At 64.0% G+C, this 14,739-nt stretch carries 19 protein-coding genes; 8 read left to right on the top strand and 11 right to left on the bottom strand.

Translation table 11 applies throughout. The features are described from left to right. The first annotated feature begins 15 nt into the window (after positions 1–15). Entirely contained in the window at positions 16–537 is a 522-nt protein-coding gene (cobU, locus tag BMX04_RS08570) for a bifunctional adenosylcobinamide kinase/adenosylcobinamide-phosphate guanylyltransferase (protein ID WP_074785846.1), read from the top strand. Beyond that, positions 534–1,106, top strand: coding sequence for a histidine phosphatase family protein (locus BMX04_RS08565; RefSeq protein WP_074785845.1), 573 nt, complete (start codon positions 534–536; stop codon positions 1,104–1,106). Before cobU ends, BMX04_RS08565 begins: the two co-directional genes overlap by 4 nt. A 51-nt stretch (positions 1,107–1,157) precedes the next feature. Here BMX04_RS08565 and BMX04_RS08560 read toward each other — a convergent pair whose 3' ends face one another. The 7 genes from BMX04_RS08560 to BMX04_RS08530 are packed head-to-tail and all read right to left on the bottom strand — an operon-like array spanning position 1,158 to position 6,600. Next, positions 1,158–2,045, bottom strand: a complete 888-nt coding sequence (locus tag BMX04_RS08560) for a lysophospholipid acyltransferase family protein (RefSeq protein WP_074785844.1) — start codon at positions 2,043–2,045, stop codon at positions 1,158–1,160. A gap of 52 nt (positions 2,046–2,097) precedes the next feature. After that, the gene (locus BMX04_RS08555; protein ID WP_050663508.1) at positions 2,098–2,376 is read right to left on the bottom strand and encodes an HPr family phosphocarrier protein; all 279 of its coding nucleotides are present in this window, start codon (positions 2,374–2,376) and stop codon (positions 2,098–2,100) included. A gap of 14 nt (positions 2,377–2,390) precedes the next feature. Beyond that, positions 2,391–2,783 carry a PTS sugar transporter subunit IIA gene (locus BMX04_RS08550; RefSeq protein WP_050663515.1) on the bottom strand — a complete coding sequence of 131 codons (393 nt, stop codon included), beginning with the start codon at positions 2,781–2,783 and terminating at the stop codon, positions 2,391–2,393. 8 nt (positions 2,784–2,791) lie between these two features. Then, complete coding sequence (gene rapZ, locus BMX04_RS08545) at positions 2,792–3,730, bottom strand: RNase adapter RapZ (RefSeq protein ID WP_074785843.1); 939 nt, start codon at positions 3,728–3,730, stop codon at positions 2,792–2,794. Between the two features lie 14 nt (positions 3,731–3,744). Continuing rightward, positions 3,745–4,209 carry an HPr kinase/phosphorylase gene (locus BMX04_RS08540; RefSeq protein WP_244888510.1) on the bottom strand — a complete coding sequence of 155 codons (465 nt, stop codon included), beginning with the start codon at positions 4,207–4,209 and terminating at the stop codon, positions 3,745–3,747. Continuing rightward, complete coding sequence (locus tag BMX04_RS08535) at positions 4,187–5,899, bottom strand: sensor histidine kinase (protein ID WP_050663511.1); 1,713 nt, start codon at positions 5,897–5,899, stop codon at positions 4,187–4,189. Before BMX04_RS08535 ends, BMX04_RS08540 begins: the two co-directional genes overlap by 23 nt. Then, positions 5,899–6,600: a response regulator transcription factor gene (locus BMX04_RS08530; protein ID WP_074785841.1), complete on the bottom strand. Its 702-nt coding sequence runs from the start codon at positions 6,598–6,600 to the stop codon at positions 5,899–5,901. Before BMX04_RS08530 ends, BMX04_RS08535 begins: the two co-directional genes overlap by 1 nt. Positions 6,601–6,969: 369 nt before the next feature. Here BMX04_RS08530 and BMX04_RS08525 point away from each other — a divergent pair, with 369 nt between their 5' ends. Continuing rightward, complete coding sequence (locus BMX04_RS08525) at positions 6,970–8,568, top strand: phosphoenolpyruvate carboxykinase (RefSeq protein WP_074785840.1); 1,599 nt, start codon at positions 6,970–6,972, stop codon at positions 8,566–8,568. Positions 8,569–8,671: 103 nt separating this feature from the next. Here BMX04_RS08525 and BMX04_RS08520 read toward each other — a convergent pair whose 3' ends face one another. After that, entirely contained in the window at positions 8,672–9,256 is a 585-nt protein-coding gene (locus BMX04_RS08520; RefSeq protein WP_074785839.1) for a GcrA family cell cycle regulator, read from the bottom strand. A 187-nt stretch (positions 9,257–9,443) separates the two neighbouring features. Here BMX04_RS08520 and BMX04_RS08515 point away from each other — a divergent pair, with 187 nt between their 5' ends. Further along, a complete protein-coding gene (locus tag BMX04_RS08515; RefSeq protein WP_050663180.1) occupies positions 9,444–10,274 on the top strand; it encodes an ABC transporter permease in 831 nt (276 codons plus the stop codon). 14 nt (positions 10,275–10,288) lie between these two features. Here BMX04_RS08515 and BMX04_RS08510 read toward each other — a convergent pair whose 3' ends face one another. The 3 genes from BMX04_RS08510 to BMX04_RS08500 form a co-directional block, all read right to left on the bottom strand. After that, entirely contained in the window at positions 10,289–10,495 is a 207-nt protein-coding gene (locus BMX04_RS08510) for a hypothetical protein (RefSeq protein ID WP_074785838.1), read from the bottom strand. Then, positions 10,470–10,763, bottom strand: a complete 294-nt coding sequence (locus BMX04_RS08505) for a hypothetical protein (protein WP_074785837.1) — start codon at positions 10,761–10,763, stop codon at positions 10,470–10,472. The genes BMX04_RS08510 and BMX04_RS08505 overlap by 26 nt, the downstream gene beginning before the upstream one ends. 246 nt (positions 10,764–11,009) lie before the next feature. Next, complete coding sequence (locus tag BMX04_RS08500; RefSeq protein WP_074785836.1) at positions 11,010–11,351, bottom strand: hypothetical protein; 342 nt, start codon at positions 11,349–11,351, stop codon at positions 11,010–11,012. Positions 11,352–11,428: 77 nt separating this feature from the next. Between BMX04_RS08500 and BMX04_RS18870 the strand changes: the two genes are divergently transcribed. Genes BMX04_RS18870 through BMX04_RS08480 form a run of 4 tightly spaced genes read left to right on the top strand, consistent with a single transcriptional unit; the run spans position 11,429 to position 14,719 of the window. Next, positions 11,429–11,998, top strand: a complete 570-nt coding sequence (locus BMX04_RS18870; protein WP_244888509.1) for an SDH family Clp fold serine proteinase — start codon at positions 11,429–11,431, stop codon at positions 11,996–11,998. Positions 11,999–12,012: 14 nt separating this feature from the next. After that, entirely contained in the window at positions 12,013–12,660 is a 648-nt protein-coding gene (locus BMX04_RS08490) for a TetR/AcrR family transcriptional regulator (protein ID WP_074785835.1), read from the top strand. Next, positions 12,657–13,961, top strand: a complete 1,305-nt coding sequence (locus BMX04_RS08485; RefSeq protein WP_074785834.1) for a phenylacetate--CoA ligase family protein — start codon at positions 12,657–12,659, stop codon at positions 13,959–13,961. The genes BMX04_RS08490 and BMX04_RS08485 overlap by 4 nt, the downstream gene beginning before the upstream one ends. Further along, positions 13,958–14,719 (top strand): enoyl-CoA hydratase/isomerase family protein, encoded by a 762-nt coding sequence (locus BMX04_RS08480; protein WP_074785833.1) that lies wholly within the window; start codon positions 13,958–13,960, stop codon positions 14,717–14,719. The genes BMX04_RS08485 and BMX04_RS08480 overlap by 4 nt, the downstream gene beginning before the upstream one ends. Positions 14,720–14,739 lie beyond the last annotated feature (20 nt).

The following is a 14,739-nucleotide window of genomic DNA, read 5'->3' as shown; positions in this document are numbered from 1 at the left end:
CGAGGTTTGAGAGTCATGTTACCGTCACTGACCCTGGTGCTCGGAGGGGCCGCGTCTGGCAAATCGGCCTATGCCGAGAGGCTGGTCATGGCGCATGGGGGACCGCGCGTGTACCTCGCCACCGCCGAGGCTCATGACGCCGAGATGCGCGCCAAACTCGACCGGCACCGTGCCCGGCGCGGGCCCGACTGGCGCACCATCGAGGCCCCGCGTGATCCTGGCCCGGCGCTTGGGCAGGTGGGGCCGGACGATGTCGTTCTGCTCGACTGCGCGACGATGTGGCTTTCCAATCACTTAATGGACGAGGGCGATCTGACACAAGCCGAGGTGGCGCTTTTCCACGCGCTCGACACCTGCGCTGCGCCGGTCGTGGTGGTCTCGAACGAGGTCGGTTTGTCGGTGGTGCCCGACAACGCCCTCGCCCGCCGTTTTCAGAATGCGCAGGGCGCGCTCAACCAGCACCTCGCGGCGCGCGCGGGGTTGGTGGTGAACGTGATCGCTGGGCTGCCGCAGGTGCTCAAGGGTGCGCTGCCATGAGCCGCTTTTTCTGGGTCCGGCACGGGCCGACACATGCCAAATCCATTGTCGGCTGGTCCGACATTCCCGCCGACCTGAGCAATACCGCGCAGCTGGCGCGGCTCTCGGCGCATCTGCCGGAGGGGGCTGTGATGGTCTCCTCCGATCTTGTCCGCGCACGCGCCACCGCAGATGCCATCGCCGGGCCACGCCTGCGCCTGGCCGACGAGCGTGACCTGCGCGAAATCCATTTCGGCGACTGGGAATTACAGGGTGTCGACACGATCCCCGATCAGGATCACTTGCGCGCCTTCTGGGAACGTCCCGGTGATATTCGCCCACCCGGCGGCGAAAGCTGGCACGACGTCTCGGCGCGCGTCTCGGGTGCCGTGGCACGCCTGCGCGCCGCCCATCCGGGGCGCGATATCGTCGCGGTGGCGCATATGGGCGCGATCCTTACGCAGGTTCAGGCGGCGCTCGGGATCAGTGCCTATGACGCCTTCGCCCACCGGATCGACAACCTGTCGGTGACAGAACTGCACTGGGAGGAGAGCGGCTGGCAGGCACGCGGGGTCAATCATCTTCCCTGAGAGGCCGTCGGTTCTCTGACCTGTTGCTGACCTGCAGTCGATGCAACGGTGCTACCGCTGCCCCTCGCCCAGAGATAGCGTATGCGCGCGCAGCCATTCCATGAAGCCGCGCGGATCGCTTTCGAGCATCTTCATCCTCTCGTCGCTGACCGGGGGACCCACCACCGGACGCTGGGGCCGGTTGCAGCTATGCACCACCTCGTGCAGCAGGAGGCCCTGCCGCAGGGTCGCCGAAACACGGTTGGCCATCTGATACCAGCGCGAGTTCGACCCTGGAAAGAAGATCGGCACCACCCGCGCGCCGGACCGCCGGATCATCTGTGCGGTGAACACGTTCCATTCCCGCTCCACCGCCGGGCCGAACATGGTGTCCGAAGAGGCCACCACCCCCGAAGGAAAGACGCTGATCACGCCGCCTTCCTTGAGATGCGCCATCGCCTTGGCGCGCATTTCGACGGATTTTCGCTGCGCGTCGGGCTCGTGCGGGAACGGCACCGAGATCATGTAGGACGCCGCCACCTCGTCGATGCCGGTCAGCAGGGCGCGCGTCAGGATCTTGTAATCGCTGCGCCGCCGCCCGATCAGATCAGCCAGGATCATCCCGTCGACCAGCCCATGCGGATGATTGGCCACCACCACCACAGGACCGTCGGCGGGAATATTCTGCACTTCCTCATCAGGGGTCAGCAGCGGAATCCCCATCGTATCGAGAGCGGCCCGCCAGAACGGCTGTCCGGTGGGGGCCCCGCGTTTCTCGAACTGGCGGATCATGCGGACGATGGTGATCTTGCCGGTCAGCCATTCCATCGACCGGATGATCGCCGATGTCATGGGCGAGTCGAAACTGTTGGCATAAGTCAGGCTGCGGCGGTCATACTTTGTGAATAGGACCGTTTCGCCGGCCTCGGTGCCGGTCTCGTTCTGCGCGTTGGTGCTCACTGCCCCGTCCCTGCTCCGCTCTTCATCCCCGCTTGGGGGGTCTCCCGCGCGTTCACATGTCCTCGCCGAAACGATCCGCGACCAGCGCCGCCATCGCATCGGCGAGCGGTTCCGCATCGGACCCGGCGATTTCGACGTCAATAGTGCTTCCTTTGGCCGCTGCCAACATCAAAAGCCCCATGATGCTGTCGCCCGATGCCGATTGCCCGTTATGCGACACCTCGGCGGTTGCGTCAAACCCCTCGACCACCTCGACCAGTTTGGCTGCCGCGCGGGCGTGCAGCCCCTTTTCGTTCACGATCTTCAACTGACGCGTGACCTTCTCCGTCATCTCGCCGCCCCTTCTTATTCCGTGGTCACATTGTGACTGTCGATATATTTGCGCCCCGCATCCAGCGCGGCGCGCACCGCCTCGGATACGCTCAGATGGCGGCTCTTGGCCAGCTTGATCAACATCGGCAGGTTCGCCCCGTAGAGAATCCGCCGATCATCGGGGCGGCAGGCGCGAAGCGACAGGTTCGACGGCGAGCCGCCGAAAATATCGGTGACCAGCACCACCCCGCCCCCGGTATCGACGGAATCCGCGGCAGCGCAGATCTCGTCCTGCTTGAGCGCACGGTCGTGATCGCCCTCGATGGTGATCGCAACAATACCGGATTGGCGGCCGACCACATGTTCGACCGCCCTCAGATATTCGCGGGCCAGCCCGCCATGCGCGACGATAACGATGCCGATCACGACTTGGGTCACTCCTCAGATGGGGGCGGCGCGGCCCGCTCAGGGCCGCGCCGCTCCAGTTCGCGATGCCTTATAGACACTTGCCAGCCGTCCTGCGCAAGGGTTGCCGCGAGGGTTTCTGCCATCGCCACGCTCCGATGCTGCCCGCCGGTGCAACCAAAACCGATGGCGAGATAGGCCTTGCCCTCGGCCTCGTAGGCGGGCAGCAACTCTTCGACGAGCGCAGTCACCTTGGCGCGAAAGCTCTCGAAACGCGGATCAGACCGCACGAAATCCGCCACCTCGGGCGCGCGCCCGTCGAGGCTGCGCAGCGACGGCTCCCAATAGGGATTGTTCAGGAACCGACAATCCAGCGCGATGTCGAGCCCGCGCGGCAGGCCGCGCTTGTAGGAAAACGAATGCACCGATACGGCCAGCCGCACGGCACCGCGCGGGATGAACCAGCGTTCCAGGTCCGCGCGCAGATCATGCGGCGACATGTCGGATGTGTCGATCACCAGATCGGCGCGCGCGCGGACCGGCCCAAGCAGATCGAATTCCCGCGCGATGCCCAGTTCGGGACTTTCCGCAGGGGCAAGGGGATGGCGGCGACGGGTCTCGGAAAAGCGCCGTTGCAGCACCTCGGGTCGGCAATCGAGATACAGGACCTGCAAGGGCAGCCCGGCATGCCAGTCGCGCCGGTCGATTAACTCGATCAATGCATTGGTCGAGAAATCACGGTTGCGTACATCAAGACCCAGCGCCAGCGGCTTGTCCGGCGGTGCGCTGCCCTCCAAAAGGCGGGGCAGCAGGCTTAGTGGCATGTTGTCGATCGCCTCGAACCCCATATCCTCGAGCGCCCGAATGGCGGTGCTGCGTCCGGCCCCGGATGGGCCGGTCACCAAGACAAGCCGTGGGCGCCCGTCCCCGGTCACGTCGGTTGCTTCTCTATCCGTCTTGATGGTCATCCTGGCATCTGGCCTCAACTCATCGTTCCATACCTGAGATATAGCAGGATCGCGGCAGGAAAATGCGGATGCGGCGATTTTCCGAAGGACGGCAGGTGCAGATCCATCACGGTTTCGTGACGAAGGGGCGGCAGCCGGTCGGTTTCATTGCGGTCCAGATCGACCACGCAGGCCACGGGCGCGGGCCCGGTCTGCGGCAGATGCAGGATGCCCAAGCCGCGCGCCTCGATCCGGCCACGGATCGTGTCGGGCGCATCGGCCATCAGCCGATCCCCGTCCCGCCAGAGCCGGGTGCGATCATCGGCGACCAGCGTGGCCCCTAGCGCAATGAGTTGCAGCGCCAGCCCCGACTTGCCCTGTCCCGCCATACCGCGAATGAGCGCGGCGCGTCCCTCCAGCGTCACGCAGGTGGCATGAACGATAGTCTCTTGCGCGGGCGCGTGGGTGGTCACCGGATCAGACCGGCAGGCCCACGACAAAGCGCGCGCCGAGCGGATCGGAGGTTGCATCGGCATGGGTAGGGCGAATGTTCTCGGCCCAGATCACACCGTCATGCGCCTCGACGATCTGCTTGGAAATCGCAAGGCCCAGCCCTGAATTGTTGCCAAAATCGCCCTCGGGCCGCTCGGAGTAGAAGCGTTGAAACACCTTTTCCAGCGCCTGATCCGGAATGCCGGGGCCGGTATCTTCAACCACCACCAGCACCCGGTTGGCGCGCCGCCGGGCCCAGACCCGGATCGCGTCACCCTCTTCGCAGAAACTGATCGCATTGGTGATCAAATTGACGAACACCTGCGCCAGCCGCGCCTCCAGCCCGGTGATGACAATGGGCTGCTCAGGGAAATCGGTGATGAAATCGACGCCCTTCTTCTCGGCCTCTTCGCCCAGATACTGACCCAGATTGCGAAGCATCGTCAGCAGGTCGAATGCTTCCTGCTCTTCCTTGACCAGTTCGCTGTCCAGCCGCGATGCGTTGGAAATGTCGCTCACCAGGCGGTCGAGACGGCGCACGTCATGTTCAATCACCTCCAATAGGCGCTCGCGCTGATCCTCGCGCTTGGCGATACGCATCGTGCCCACCGCCGAGCGCAGGCTCGCCAGCGGGTTCTTGATCTCATGCGCCACGTCGGCGGCGAACTGCTCGTTGCTCTCGATCCTGTGGTAAAGCGCGCCGACCATGCCCCGGAGCGCGCCCGAGAGACGCCCGATCTCGTCGGGCCGCGCGGTGAGGTCGGGAATGCGGATGCGCCCGCCCGCGCCCTTCTGGCGATTGCGTTCGCGCCCGATCTCGGCGGCTGCGGCCAGATCGGCCAACGGGTTCGAGATGGTCGAGGCGAGGATCAGGCTGAGCCCAACCGAAATCAGCGTGGCGATCAGGAACATCTGCAAGACGCGCTCGCGCTCTATCCGCGCGAGCTTGTCGATCTCGCCCGAAGCATTGGCCAGCGCCACCACTGCAACCGGAGTATTGCCCTGCAAGACCGGGGCCGCCGCCGACAGGATCGTGCCGCTCGGTCCGGCGGCACTGCGCACCTGCACACCGTCGGCCACCGCCGAGTCAACCATGTCGCGCACCATGTCCTCAAGGCTGCGCACTGCGTCGGCGTCAGTACCGCCCGAGAACGGGGCCGACATCCAGTCCCAGAACCGTCCGAGGAAATCCGTCATCGGCGTCGCCGGCAGCGCGCGCTCTGCGTCGGGGCGTGCCACGTCGCCGGATTTTTGCCCCAACAGCATGCCGGTGCGATCAAACAGCAACAACTCGGTGCCGGTCTCGACATTGAGGCGCGCCAACGTGTCCTCCACATCAAGCCCATCACCGGTTGCGAAATTGACCGGTGCGGTCGCCGGCAGCCGCGCCTCGACCACGTCCGACATCAGCGACGCGCTCTGCGTGAGGCTGTCGACGCGCTGTCGGACCATCGTGTCATGCGACCCGCTGAGATAGAGGATGCCCACGACCAGCACGTTGAGCGCGATGAGGTTGAAGGTGACGATCTTGCGCGTCAGCGAGGATTCGCGCAGCGATAGAAAGCCGCGCCGCGCGCGCCGCGCGGTCAGTTCGGCCTCATCGACACGGTCGGGGGCCACGAAATCATCCCCAAGGACGAGATCGCTGTCTTTTCGCGGCGGCAAATCGCGCACGTCTATCCCCTCGGCAAGGGTCATTATTCTTCGTTGTACCGATATCCGATACCATAAAGCGTCTCGATCGCCGAGAATTCGGCATCGACCACGCGCAATTTCTTGCGCAGACGCTTGATATGGCTGTCTATGGTGCGGTCGTCGACATAGACCTGATCGTCATAGGCCACATCCATCAGTTGATCGCGGCTCTTGACGAAACCGGGGCGCTGCGCGAGAGCCTGCAACAGCAGGAATTCGGTCACCGTCAGCGACACGTCCTGCCCTTTCCAGCTGACCGCGTGGCGCAGCGGGTCCATCCGCAGATAGCCACGCTCGATCACCTTGGTCTCTTCGGTTTCGGCCACGACCTCGCCGTTCTGCGCATCCTGACGCCGCAGAAGGGCGCGGATGCGCTCCACCAGAAGCCGTTGGGAAAACGGCTTTTTCACGTAATCGTCGGCCCCCATGCGCAGGCCAAGAACCTCGTCGATCTCGTCATCCTTGGAAGTCAGGAAGATCACCGGCATCTGCGATTTCTGGCGCAGACGCTGCAACAGGTCCATCCCGTCCATCCGCGGCATCTTGATGTCGAGCACGGCCATGTCCGGCAATTTCTTGCTGAACGCGTCGAAGGCCTGTTGCCCGTCATTATATGTTTCTACCTCGAACCCTTCGGCCTCGAGTGTCATGGCTACGGATGTCAGAATATTCCTGTCATCGTCCACAAGGGCGATCCTGGACATTGTTTTATTCCTTATTGCTGCTCAGATTACCTGCATTTTTTGTGCCATTATGTGCCGTTTCCCACTGCGTTATCAATCCAAAACTGCGAATCACCGGTGTCGCGCCGTCCCATTGGGGCAAAAAATTGTTGCGAATGGCTAAATTGACTCACTTTTCCCCGCGAGGGCGACCCGCGTTTTCGCAAACATCCACGTGGTTGCGCTAACTTGACGTTGGTTGCGCTAACTGCGTGAAACCGTCCTGTTATTTTACGGAAACGTCATGTTAAGACGCGCGCAGCCGGGCAAGGTGCCCGACCGGCGCCGCCCGCCGGCGCCCCCTCTCTGATCCCGCGTTTCCGCGGATTCGACGAACAGGAGCAAGGCAACATGACATTCGGACGGGTCAACCCGCAATTCCGGCTGGAAGATCAAGGCATCACCGGGCTGGGCAATGTCTACTACAACCTCATCGAACCGGCGCTGATCGAGGCCGCACTCAAGCGCGGCGAAGGCACCCTCGGCAATGGCGGCGCATTCCTCGTGACCACCGGCACGTTCACCGGCCGCTCGCCCAAGGACAAACATATCGTCAAGACCGACAACGTCGCGGACAGCATCTGGTGGGAGAACAACGCCGCGATGTCGCCCGAGGGGTTCGATGCGCTCCATGACGACATGCTGGCCTATATGAAGGACGGCGACTATTACGTGCAGGACCTCGTTGGCGGGGCCGACCCCGCGCATTCGATCAACGTGCGGATGATCTCGGAGCTGGCCTGGCATAGCCTGTTCAACCGCACCATGCTGCGCCGTCCCGAGCGCGAGACGCTCGACAGTTTCATTGCCGATTTCACGCTGATCAACTGCCCCGGCTTCAAGGCCGACCCCGCCAAGCATGACTGCCGGAGCGAAACCGTCATCGCGATGAATTTCGAGCGCAAGATGATACTCGTGGGGGGCACCGAATACGCTGGCGAGAACAAGAAGTCCGTGTTCACCCTGCTTAACTACCTGCTGCCGGAAAAGGGCATCATGCCGATGCACTGCTCGGCCAACCATGCCAAGGGCAACCCGGTCGACACCGCCGTATTCTTCGGCCTGTCGGGCACCGGCAAGACGACGCTTTCTGCCGATCCCGCGCGCACGCTGATCGGCGATGACGAGCATGGCTGGTCGGATCGCGGCACCTTCAATTTCGAGGGCGGCTGCTATGCCAAGACGATCAACCTCGATCCAGATGCAGAGCCTGAAATCTATGCCACCACGTCGAAATTCGGCACGGTGGTCGAGAACATGGTGTTCGACGAAGACACGCTCGAACTCGACTTCGCAGATGACAGCCTTACGGCGAACATGCGCTGCGCCTACCCGCTGCATTATATCTCCAACGCGTCGGAGACGGCGCTTGGCGGACATCCCAAGAACATCATCATGCTGACATGCGACGCGTTCGGCGTGCTGCCGCCCATCGCGCGGCTGACACCGGCGCAGGCGATGTATCACTTCCTTTCGGGCTTCACCTCCAAGGTGGCGGGCACGGAGCGCGGCGTGACCGAACCCGAGCCCACCTTCTCCACCTGCTTTGGCGCGCCCTTCATGCCGCGCCGCCCCGAGGCCTATGGCAACCTGCTGAAAGCCAAGATCGCCAAGCATGGCGCGACCTGCTGGCTGGTCAATACCGGCTGGACCGGCGGCGCCTACGGCACCGGCTCGCGCATGCCCATCCAGGCGACGCGCGCGCTGCTGACCGCAGCACTCGACGGGCCGCTCGGCGATGTGGAATTCCGCAAGGACGAGAATTTCGGCTTTGACGTGCCGGTGGCCGTGCCGGACGTGGCCGAAGTGCTGCTCGACCCGCGCCGCACTTGGGACGACCCGGCGGCCTATGACCGCCAGGCCGCCAAGCTGGTGCAGATGTTCGCCGACAATTTTGCGCAATACGTCCCGTTCATCGACGAGGACGTCAAGGCAGCGGCCATCGGCTGATCGATATCGCCCCGGGATCTGGACCCGGGGCCAGATCCGCAGGCAAAAAAGAATACGCCCCGGCATCACAGCGGGGCGCATTTCCTTTAATCTACGAGAACTCTCAGCGCTTGCGGTCGCGCCGGTTCGACATCGGCTGGAACGCGACGCCGACATGCGCCTCGCAATAGGGCTTGCCCGCCTGCACGGGCAGACCGCAGAACCAGAAATCCTCGGTCGCGGGATCGCCCACCGGCCATTTGCAGGTGCGTTCGGTCAGTTCCATCAAGGTCAGCCGCTTGGCCTTCTTCTCGATCTCGCTCACCTTGGCGAGCGCCTCAGGATCGATCTCGTTGGCCGAGGGCTGCGGCGGCAGGGGCTGGCCTGCCGGGATGATCGCCTTGATGCGCGAGACCGGGGCCGGGGCCGCCTCTGCCGGGGCCTCGGGCTTGGCGGCGGGTTTCGGCGCAGGCTTGGGGGCAGGCTTCGGCGCGGGCTTGGGCTTGGCCTCGGCGGCCGGCGCGGGCTTTGCCTCACTCGCCGCACCCGACGCACCAGAGCCGTTGCGATTGGACAGGCCGAGGCGATGCACCTTGCCGATCACCGCGTTGCGCGTCACACCGCCCAACTCCTTCGCGATCTGGCTGGCGGATTGCCCCTCGCCCCACATCTTCTTCAACAGATCTACGCGTTCGTCATTCCACGACATCGGGGCTTCCTTGCATCAGGTCTTGCATCTAACGGCATCAAAAGGCGGCCCGGCCATTGGCCCGCCGCCTTGTCATTCGGATCGATGGCCTATTCTAATCACTGGTGTGTGAGTTACAAGGCATCGAATCGTCCACGCGCCCATCCACGCGCAGTTTTCACGCCAAACCGACAGGCAGGTAGCCCCCATGAGAGACCACGCGACACAGACAGCCACCACCGGCCTTGCCGAGATGGGCACCCGCCGCTTCGGCCGGGTCAACTGGCTGGGCTTGATGACGCTGGCCGAGCGCGAAAACCGCCGCTTTCTCGCGGTCTGGACACAGACGCTGCTGGCCCCGCTGATCACGGCGGGCCTGTTCATGGTGATCTTCTCCATCGCCATCGGGCCGCGCCGGGGTGACGTGATGGGTGTGGATTTCACCACCTTCATCGCGCCGGGCATCCTGATGATGACGGTGATCCAGAACGCGTTTGCCAATACCTCGTCCTCGATCGTGATCTCGAAGGTGCAGGGCAATATCGTCGACACGCTGATGCCGCCGCTGTCGGGCGGAGAACTGGTGCTGGGCTATCTTGCCGGGGGCGTCGGGCGCGGTGTGTTCGTGGCGCTCGCGATCAGTGCAGGGCTGTTCGCGGTGCTCGGCATTGTCCCGGCGCACCCGGTCTGGGCGTTGATCTTCGTGCTGCTTGGCGCGACCTTCATGAGCGGGGTCGGCATCGTCGCGGGGATTTTCGCGAACAAGTTCGACCAGATGGCGGCGATCACCAACTTCGTGGTGACACCGCTCGCATTCCTGTCGGGCACCTTCTACTCGGTCGAGGCGCTGCCGCCGGGCCTCTATTCGATCACCCATTTCAACCCGGTATTCTACCTGATCGACGGGGTGCGCTTCGGGGTGATCGGCGTCTCGGACAGCGCGCCGATGCTGGGCCTTGCGGTCGGTGCGGGTTCCACCCTCGCCGTCAGCCTTCTGGCATGGTGGATGCTGGCACGGGGCTACCGGCTCAAGGCGTGATGTCCACGCGGGCTTCAGCCCGCGCCTGCCAGTAACAAAAGCGGCAACTTGGCAAGGCCTAGGGCCCCCAATCCGCCGCCACCGTCATTAGCATCGTCCGCCGCCGCAGCGGTGCTCTCGTCCTCGGATGGCGGCTCTTGCGCGGGCAGCACCGGCAGGCCCGGCAAGATCGCCTCGCCCTGATCCTCGCTCTCGTCAGGGCCGGTCTCTTCGCCATTCATCAGGAATGACAACAGATACGGCTCTGCCGCCTCGGCTTACGGTGTGAGCTCTATGGTCAACTCTCTGATCACCGGATCGAGCATCCGCCGATGCCCCGATCAGCGCCCCGCCGGGATAGCGCAGAAACTCGATGTTGAGCGCCTCGGCGGTCTCGTCAAACGTGCCATCGGCCCCCAGACGGTCTCCGGTGGCAAGGATGTTGCCGCCGAAATGCGCCGAGGTATAGGCGTTCTGCGCGATCTCTTCGAGGGCAAGATTGAACGTCATCCCGACACTCCACTTCCATAGAGCCCGGCACCGGCAACGCACGGCGCGAGGGTGCGATCCTTCTGGATAGCAAAATCCCATTTGATGTGATTATTCACGTTCTTTAGGGCAAAACTTTAGTGGAAAGCAACTATTTTTCACGCATAACGGGAAGAATATAACACTGCTCGCCCCTTGGGTCAGGGCGCGCAAGGTTTGAAAAAGGGTGTTTCAGACGAGTCTCGAGCCCGAACCGGGCGCAGCGCATCAGGCGCAGACGCGTTCCGCCTGCTCGGCATAGGTGGTGTAGACGCGCCAGAACCGTTCGTCGCCGGGACGGTCCGATTGCCGGATTTCCTGCGCGGCATGCGGGTCACGGTAAAAGCTGACGGCGCGGCGCTGATCTCGTCCGCTCAACGTATCGTTGGCCACTGCCTGAATACAGCCGCAGAGCGCGCGCGAGCGTGCCTTGCGATCCGATTGCAGGCAGGCATCCGAAATCGGTCCCGACGCCATGGGCCGCGCCGCGCGGACATCGCCGCCAAACCGGTTCGCCCCGCCACAGCCCGATACGCCGAAGATCATGAGTAGAATAAGGACCTGTTTCATCGCCCGTGCCTCTTGGACTTGTGTTACGCGTCTCTTTCCGAGACATTTAACCGACTACCATCATTGTAGCATCACGCATGATTTTTCAATTCACTTACCACCCAGTGATTGCAACAGATGTGGCAAAACCGGATCCGACTCTTATCTTAACCCGAGGCAAGTGTATGGAATTCAATCTTTCTACCCTCCTCGTCCTCGCTTGTCTCGCGTTGATGCTGCAACCGCTTTTAACCGGACGGATGTTCACACTGCGTCGCGCCCGGGCCATCCGTGGCATCGAGAAACGCCGTCGCAGCCGGGTCATCACCATGGTCCATCGGCCGGAAAAGCGCAGCCTGTTCGGTTTCAATATGTCCAACATGATTGGGCTGGAGGATGCCCGATCCATCATTTCCGCGATCAAGGCCACGCCGCGCGACATACCCATCGACCTCGTGCTGCACACCCCCGGCGGCCTCGTGCTCGCCGATGTGAGCGAAAAGGCCAGCGCGCAGGTCAAGCGCGGCGCAGTCGAGTTCCTGCCCTTCGACCCGCCGGGGTGCCGGGGCGCCGCATTGGCTGAACAAGCGGCAACAGGCGAGTCCTCGGTCACTCCAAACCGTCTTGACATATTACTCAAAAAAATGAACATGAATTCATATTCATAAACTATCGTGCCCCCATGCCCACCTCTCACAGCTATCCGGAGACCCTTGCCGACGAGGCCATCCACCTCGCCAAGGGCCAACGCACCGCGCAGGCCATCCGGGTCGCCGCCTGCCATCTGCTAGAAACGTGCGCACCGCAGGATCTGAACATCGCCGCCATCTGCCGCGAGGCGGGCGTGGCCAATGGTACGTTCTACCTCTACTTCTCCGATCAGGCGCAACTGCTCGACGATCTTCTGCAAGGCTTCGCGAATTTCCTGCAGATTCACATGATCGACGCGGGCCGCACCAAACCCCACGCGCCCATGCGCGCCGCAACGCAAGCCTATGTCACCCTCTTCGAAACCAATCGCGGGCTGATGAAATGCCTTGTCCACCACCTTTACGCGTTTCCGGCGGCGCGCGCGGCGTTTCACCGGCTCAACCGCGACTGGATCGCCATCGTGGTCAAGGCCACCCGCCGCCGCCACGCCCTCGACGGGCGCGATACCCTGCCCGAGGCCGAACTCACCCGCCGCGCCTATGCGCTTGGCGGCATGACCGACCACTACCTCTCCAGCCTGCATCTTTCGGGCGAACCGGGGCTGGTCGCGGTCTCCTCCGACCGCGCGGCGGTCGTCGCAACGCTCACCACCCTCTGGGAGAGGGGATTGCAGCCATGAGCCTTCTCGACCAAGCCGAATACGCCAGCCCTGACCGCCTGCGCGCCCATCAGTCCGCCGCCTGGGCCACTCAGGCCGGTTACGTCGCCCGCCATTCGGGCTTTTACCGCGACCTGTGGGAGGGCGCCGCGCCGCCCGCTGATCTGACCAATCTGCCCGCCCTGCCCCTCTCGGACAAGGCGCAACTGCGCTTGGCACAGGCTGAACACCCGCCCTTTGGCAACTACATGGCCGCGGCCCGCCACGACGCGGTGCGCCTGCACCGCACCTCGGGCACCACCGGGCAGGCGATGAACCTCGCGCTCTCGGCGCGCGACTGCGCGGTGACCGAGGCCGTGGGCGGGCGTTGTCAATCCGCCGCCGGGCTGACGCCAGATCACACGGTGGTGCATTGCCTCAACTACCAAATGTGGATGGGCGGGCTGACCGATCACATGACGCTTCAGGCCACCGGCGCGCTGGTGGTGCCATTCGGCACCGGATCAACCGAATTGCTGGTGCGGACCATCCGCGAGGTGGGGATCACCGCGATCTCCTGCACGCCGTCTTATCCGTCAGTGCTGGAGCGTGTCATCGCAGAGCGTTTCCCCGATCTCAGCCCTCGTGATCTCGGCCTGAAACTGGGGCTGTTCGGCGGCGAGGCGGGGCTTGACGACCCGGCCTTCCGCGCCCGCCTGGAGGACGTCTGGGGGATGGAGCCGCGCAACGCCAATTACGGCGTCTCGGACGTGTTCTGCAATTTTGCGGCGCAATGCGAGCATGACACGCGCCTGCATTTCATGGGGGCAGACGTGCTCTGGCCCGAACTGATCGAGCCCGAAAACGGCGCTCCCCTGCCCCTCACCGCAGGACAGACCGGAGAACTGGTCCTCACGCATCTGGTGCGCGACTGCCAGCCGCTTGTGCGTTTTCGCAGCGGCGATATCATCACCGTGGACGAGACCGCCCCCTGCAGCTGCGGGCGCACGGGGTTTCGGTTTCGCGTGGTGGGTCGCTCGGATGACATGGTGGTGGTGCGAGGCCTCAACCTATTCCCCACCATGGTCGCTGCCGTCCTCAACCGGTTCTCGGCGCTCTCGGGCGACTACCGCATATCACTCGACACGCCCCCGCCCCATGACAGCCTGCCGGTCACGGCGGAACTGGCCAAGGGGCAAGACGCCGCACCGGGGCTGGCCGAAGAGGTGGCGCAGGCCATCAAGCGCGACCTCGGCGCGACCGCGCGCATCACGCTAGTGCCGCATGGCACCTTCCCGCTGACCGAGGGCAAGACGAGCCGCGTGCAAAGGAGATACCCATGACCGATTTCACCTATGACACCGTGCTGAGCGCGTTGCACGAGGGCGCCGTGCGCCGCATCACCCTCAACCGCCCGCACCGGCTCAACGCGATGAACCGCGCGTTGATCGACGACGTGGCCCGCGCCTTCGACGCCGCCAATGCCGACCCGGGAACCCGCGCCATAGTGTTCACCGGCGCGGGCAAGGCGTTCTGCGCAGGCGACGACCGGCAGGATCATGTTCACCCCGCATCGGAGGAGGAGGCGCGCGATCTGGTGCTGGCGATCCAGCGCGCGACACTCGCAATCACATTCGGGCCGAAACCCGTGGTCGGCGCGATCAATGGCTGGGCGGTGGGCGGTGGCTTTGAATGGGCGATCAACTGCGATTTCCCGATCTGGGCCGACAGCGCGCGCGGCTTTTTCCCCGAGGTGTCGCTCAACCTCTTCGTGACCGGCGGGGTGACCGCGCTCTTGCCCGCGCTGGTCGGGCTGGCGCGGGCACGCGAGATGCTCACCTTCGGCGACCGCTACGACGCCGTGACCCTGCACGACATGAGGCTGGCATGGAAAACCGCGCCCGACGGTGACCTGCTGGAGACGGCCCACGCTACCGCCCGCCGCCTGGCCGAACTCCCGCCGCTTTCGGTGCGGGCGATGAAACGGGTGCTCAACGCCACCGCAACCCCCGACTTGCGCCGCGCCATGGACCTTGAGACCGAGGCCACCATCGCGGGCTTCATGGACCCCGAAACCACCCGCCGCCTCAGCGATTTTTAGATGGCGACTGCGCTTTCCCT

It is taken from the genome of Roseovarius tolerans (assembly GCF_900109855.1).
GTDB classification, from domain to species: Bacteria; Pseudomonadota; Alphaproteobacteria; order Rhodobacterales; family Rhodobacteraceae; genus Roseovarius; species Roseovarius tolerans.
Note: the sequence above shows the minus strand (reverse complement) of the source record. Positions and strands in the feature narration are given on the sequence as shown.

Excerpts from the sequence above, each read along its gene's own strand:
- BMX04_RS08535 (WP_050663511.1), bottom strand. The coding sequence starts at position 5,899 with ATGACCCTTGCCGAGGGGATAGACGTGCGCGATTTGCCGCCGCGAAAA.
- cobU (WP_074785846.1), top strand. The coding sequence starts at position 16 with ATGTTACCGTCACTGACCCTGGTGCTCGGAGGGGCCGCGTCTGGCAAA.
- BMX04_RS08565 (WP_074785845.1), top strand. The coding sequence starts at position 534 with ATGAGCCGCTTTTTCTGGGTCCGGCACGGGCCGACACATGCCAAATCC.
- BMX04_RS08485 (WP_074785834.1), top strand. The coding sequence starts at position 12,657 with ATGAGCCTTCTCGACCAAGCCGAATACGCCAGCCCTGACCGCCTGCGC.
- BMX04_RS18870 (WP_244888509.1), top strand. The coding sequence starts at position 11,429 with ATGATTTTTCAATTCACTTACCACCCAGTGATTGCAACAGATGTGGCA.
- BMX04_RS08480 (WP_074785833.1), top strand. The coding sequence starts at position 13,958 with ATGACCGATTTCACCTATGACACCGTGCTGAGCGCGTTGCACGAGGGC.
- BMX04_RS08515 (WP_050663180.1), top strand. The coding sequence starts at position 9,444 with ATGAGAGACCACGCGACACAGACAGCCACCACCGGCCTTGCCGAGATG.
- BMX04_RS08505 (WP_074785837.1), bottom strand. The coding sequence starts at position 10,763 with ATGACGTTCAATCTTGCCCTCGAAGAGATCGCGCAGAACGCCTATACC.
- BMX04_RS08525 (WP_074785840.1), top strand. The coding sequence starts at position 6,970 with ATGACATTCGGACGGGTCAACCCGCAATTCCGGCTGGAAGATCAAGGC.
- BMX04_RS08490 (WP_074785835.1), top strand. The coding sequence starts at position 12,013 with ATGCCCACCTCTCACAGCTATCCGGAGACCCTTGCCGACGAGGCCATC.
- BMX04_RS08555 (WP_050663508.1), bottom strand. The coding sequence starts at position 2,376 with ATGACGGAGAAGGTCACGCGTCAGTTGAAGATCGTGAACGAAAAGGGG.
- rapZ (WP_074785843.1), bottom strand. The coding sequence starts at position 3,730 with ATGACCATCAAGACGGATAGAGAAGCAACCGACGTGACCGGGGACGGG.
- BMX04_RS08530 (WP_074785841.1), bottom strand. The coding sequence starts at position 6,600 with ATGTCCAGGATCGCCCTTGTGGACGATGACAGGAATATTCTGACATCC.
- BMX04_RS08500 (WP_074785836.1), bottom strand. The coding sequence starts at position 11,351 with ATGAAACAGGTCCTTATTCTACTCATGATCTTCGGCGTATCGGGCTGT.
- BMX04_RS08510 (WP_074785838.1), bottom strand. The coding sequence starts at position 10,495 with ATGAATGGCGAAGAGACCGGCCCTGACGAGAGCGAGGATCAGGGCGAG.
- BMX04_RS08520 (WP_074785839.1), bottom strand. The coding sequence starts at position 9,256 with ATGTCGTGGAATGACGAACGCGTAGATCTGTTGAAGAAGATGTGGGGC.